Annotated in this window: 3 protein-coding genes; 1 reads left to right on the forward strand and 2 read right to left on the reverse strand. The window is 48.8% G+C overall.

Annotation, left to right across the window (positions count from 1 at the left end; all coding sequences use genetic code 11):
* Positions 1-190: 190 nt before the first annotated feature.
* Positions 191-1,324 (reverse strand): DNA-processing protein DprA, encoded by a 1,134-nt coding sequence (dprA, locus tag KDK15_RS19575; RefSeq protein ID WP_257297077.1) that lies wholly within the window; start codon positions 1,322-1,324, stop codon positions 191-193.
* 135 nt (positions 1,325-1,459) lie between these two features.
* The gene (locus KDK15_RS19580; RefSeq protein ID WP_257297078.1) at positions 1,460-2,497 is read right to left on the reverse strand and encodes a LysM peptidoglycan-binding domain-containing protein; all 1,038 of its coding nucleotides are present in this window, start codon (positions 2,495-2,497) and stop codon (positions 1,460-1,462) included.
* Positions 2,498-2,824: 327 nt separating this feature from the next.
* On the opposite strand from KDK15_RS19580, the gene KDK15_RS19585 reads away from it, so the two are divergent.
* Positions 2,825-4,666, forward strand: coding sequence for an extracellular solute-binding protein (locus KDK15_RS19585; RefSeq protein ID WP_257297079.1), 1,842 nt, complete (start codon positions 2,825-2,827; stop codon positions 4,664-4,666).
* Positions 4,667-4,738: the final 72 nt, after the last annotated feature.

A 4,738-nucleotide genomic window follows, 5' to 3' on the forward strand; every position in this document is an offset into this window, starting at 1 on the left:
TGAGGATAAAAATTCCGTTTTGTGAAGTGAATAGCGGGGCTATTTGCTGAACAAAACGGATTTTTTAGACCAATTTGCTGCCACCGCAGTAGGGCAGTCTATTCCCGGACAGCCTCCCAGTCTAGCAAGAGAAGTTCAGAAGCAACAGCCAGAAGCGTAAAGCCCGAATACTTTCCGCTGATCCACCAAATCAGCCAAGACGAATAAAACCACCGGATGTGGACTCTATTACGCCATCAAGCTCCATTTCGGTAAGCACGACGGAAAGCTCCGCAAAAGGAATTCCGGACAGTGTGCTGATTTGATCCGCACTGACAACGTCAAACCCCATCACTTCAATAACTTTAAGCCGTAAAGGGTCTGTCTCTTTTCGACTGGACGTCGGTGGAGAGAATTCATTCATAACACTATGGAGCTGTGGCGCGAGTTCAATTAATACATCATCCGGACTTTCCACCAGCACTGCACCTTCGCGGATCAGCTTATGACATCCCCGACTTAACGGGTTCAACACAGAACCCGGTATGGCAAAAACCTCGCGCCCCTGCTCCGCTGCCAGCCTTGCCGAGATTAAAGAGCCGCTTTCCAGTGCAGCTTCAACCACCAGCACCCCCAGGGATAAACCAGACAGGATACGATTTCGACGGGGAAAGTTACCGGCAAAGGGTTTCGTTCCCAATGGGTATTCGCTGACGATGGCCCCCTGACTGGCAATCAACTGATAAAGGTCCTTATGCCTTGCCGGATAAACCTGATCCACACCGGTACCCAACACGGCCACGGTAGCACCATAACAACCCAGTGCCCCCTGGTGGGCAGCCGCATCGATACCCAAAGCCATACCACTGGTAATCACCAGACCACTTCTTGATAAGTGTTCACAAAATTCCTGGGCAACCCGGCGACCATTTGGGGTAGGCCTTCGGCTACCGACAACGCCCAGCTGCGGCTCACTGATTAATTGTCTGTTACCAATGACGTAGAGCACAACCGGCGCATCAGGAAGCTCTTTCAATGCCTTGGGATAGAAATGGGAATCCGGTGTCACAATGGTATGAGCCTGGCTGGCTTGCAGCCATGCCTGTGTCAGGTGCAACTGTTTCTGAATAGATGAGTCTCTGTGGGCATTGACCAGCAAACTGGCCAGCTTCTCCGGAATAATACCCTTCAGTTCGTTAAATGATGCAGAAAAAAGCTGGCTGGGATGTTGGAATTTGTCGATAAGCTGGCTGGATTTGATGGGCCCCAGACCTGGAATAAGGGAAAGCGTTAGCCAGGGGAGCAGTTGTAACCAGTCCTTCTGGTCTGTATCAGTGTATATCATCGAATTCTCTTTCCGGAGTTGTGTGGCTTATTCTGGTTATTAACCGCTTCTGGTTATTAACAGCTTTTTCCAAATAAGCCACACATCCAATGAAGCACCCGGTAAACATCCGGTTTTTTTTGAATAAATGGTTACTTATGGTTGTGGGCTCCGGAGGATATAGCCAACTTCAATATCCTCTTTAGCTGATAGCACAATACCATAGCTCATTTTTTCAAAAGGTCGATAAACCATCACTAAACCTATTCTCTCTGATGGCAGTGCGACCTGTTCATTGGTAAATGGGTCTAAGGCTTCTTGTGTCTTTCGGTAGACGGCCAGGATATCCCCTTGCCTGAGACTCTCCCGTACCCCCTTGTTGATAACGATGGTATCAAACTTGGAAATCTTTTTCGTCTTGTTCAGGTTAGCTGTGACTATACCATCTACAGGCGCAGCCGGTGCTCTTGGAAAAAACGTCGTTACCAATCCGCTGGCATCCTGCTTGACCACTCGATCACCGGGTTTCATCTCCATTTTACTTTCCTGCACGACCATGGAGGCAACATCTTCCCTGACACGACTCAAGTTGATGGTTCCGACATCAATGCCAATAAGCCCCAGCAATTCATTGGTTTGCGGGTCAACAATCTGCTGACCACGGCGAACGACATCAAACCGCAGGGTCTGTCCGGCAAAATCTCCCCGCGCGTATATTTTATCGCCAGCACCTGAAGCCAATTTGCCTTCTTTCGCAGCAAACACATAAGGCGCGTTATTCAGCTGTTCCTCACTGGCAAATACATGACCGCCTTTTAAATAACTGTGCACAGCACTCAAGGGAATCGCCGGGATTGCAGACTCTCCGGGCTTCACCCGGATTTTTGGGCTTAATTTAATCGTTCGGCCAGATTTCCCACGACTGGAAATCATCAGCCTCGGCTGGCCATTGATATAAACCAGACTGACTACATCTCCAGGGTAAATCAGGTGGGGATTCTCTATCTGGGGGTTAGCATGCCAGATTTCCGGCCATAACCATGGGCTGTCCAGAAAGGTAGTGGATATATCCCACAGGGTATCGCCTTTCTCAACGGTGTACCTGCTGGGGGAGTCTGCCTTTACCGGGCTGTCGTATGACAGTACCAGAGAGGACATACAAAGCAGGATTCCTGCCAGAGCAAAGCGTCTCATTGTCGTCCCGATTCCTTGAATAGTTTTTAGTTTAAGTGAGAGCCGGTATAAATCGTTAACGGAAGTTCGGCTAACTCTGCTTCTTTCAGCCAGGAATAATTGCCACACCAAATTTTCCCGGTTAGTCCATCAAAACAGTGTATCAACCGCTTCAGCCTGTGGGCAATCGGCTCTCTGTTAGTTCTCGGCTTTAGTGCCTGATTCTCAAGATCAGGTCACATAAATAGCAATGCAGTCTCAGCACTGGATCAGGAAGAATGAGGCTACTATTTGTTGTTGTAGTTTCCTGAGCCAGTATCCCAGTGTGGGTTGGATAAAGGAGCGACTTTGAAACAGAAAAGCCTGATGTTTCTGGCAGTGTTAGTCCCTGTTGTCAGCTTGCTGGTGATGGCAGCAGTGCCCATCCCACACAAGTCACACGGACTCTCACGTTTTGATGACCTTAAATACCCGGAAGGCTTCAGGCATTTCGATTACGTCAATCCTCTCGCCCCAAAGAGAGGCAAACTTAACATTGCCGCCATTGGTGTCTTTGATACTTTAAATCCTTATTCCCAAGCCGGAACCCACATCTCCCAAATCTCCCCCCTTCGATTTTTTACTTTGGGCTTTCTGGGGTTGAATGAACCCTTGATGGTGGGTACTGGCACATACAGCCCGAGTGGCGATGAAACCAGGTCTGCTTATGGCCTGATTGCCGAATCAGTGGAGTACCCTGACAATAACCAATGGATAACCTTTAACCTCCACCCCAACGCCCACTTTCATGATGGTCATGCGATTACCGCAGAAGACGTTGAGTTCTCTTTTGAGCACCTGCGCACCAAAGGCCCGGTCAAATATCAGATTCAGCTTAAGCCCATTGAGCGTGTTGAGGTTCTTGATAAACACAGTGTTCGCTTTCACTTCAAGAGTTCTGGCAACAGAGATCAACTGTTCTGTGCTGCCGAACTGCCAGTACTGCCTGCTCACTACTGGAAAGACGAGCTTAACGAAAAATCCAAACTGACGCCGCCACTGGGCAGTGGCCCCTACAAAATCACCCATGTGGAAGGAGGGTCATCGGTTACGTTTACCCGAGTTAAGGATTACTGGGGGAAGGATCTGCCGGTGAATCAAGGCAAATACAACTTCGATCAGATCACTCTCTATTTCTATCGAGATCTGACCACGGCCTTTGAAGCCTTTAAAGCCGGGGTGCTTAGCCTCTATTTCGAACCCATTGCCAAAAACTGGGCCAAAGCCTACAACTTTCCAGACATCACGTCTGGCAAGGTGATAAAGGCTGAAATTCCAACCAAAATGATTATTGGCAGTCCAATGATTGTGTTCAACACCCGCCGGGCTCCCTTTAACGATATTCGGGTAAGAGAAGCGATTGGCTATCTGCTGGATTTTGAGTGGAGCAACCGAACACTGTTTGAAAACGCCTATACCCGGGCAAACAGCTACTTTCCAAACTCCATATACGCCGCTTCAGGTCTACCCTCAGCCCATGAACAGGAACTGTTAGAACCATTTCGCACACAACTGCCTGATACCCTGTTCCACCAGCCATTTTTATCCCCCAAAACCAGAGGCGATGGTTCAATAAGAGCCCAACAGCAACAGGCGCTCGCACGACTTAATGAAGCAGGATGGCAGTTCAAGAGAGGCAAGCTGGTCAACCGGCAGCAAGAGCCGCTGACTTTTGAGCTGATTACCTCCAGTCATCTGGCGGACAGGCTTATTTTGCCATTTAAAAAGAACCTGGCCAGCATCGGTATTGAACTGAAATACCGGGTCATCGACAGCAGCAACTATTTACAGAGAGTGAGAAAGCTGGATTTTGATACCATTGGTAATGCCTATCCCCTGGGACTCTCATTAGGCAGTGAACTTTTCAGATACTTTCACTCCAGTAATGCGGATATACCCGATACCCAGAATCTGGCTGGTATAAAAAATCCTGTGATTGATGCGCTGCTGGAGAAAATACCAAGAGCCGAGAGTCAGGAGGCACTGGAAACCATTATTCACAGCCTTGACCGGGTGCTGCTCTGGAATCACTACGGTATTCCGCTCTGGTACTTTGGCAAAGTCAGAGTTGCCCACCAAAGTAATATCAAGCGACCGGAAGTGGTCACGGATTACCCCATGATTATCAATACCTGGTGGCAGGCTGAATAAGTCCGGCTAGGAGCCTTTCCGAGAATAGCGCCCGTAGCGAGGATGGCAGAAAATTGAGGATAAAAATTTCGT

The sequence above is a fragment of the Endozoicomonas sp. YOMI1 genome, assembly GCF_024606345.1.
GTDB lineage: Bacteria > Pseudomonadota > Gammaproteobacteria > Pseudomonadales > Endozoicomonadaceae > Endozoicomonas.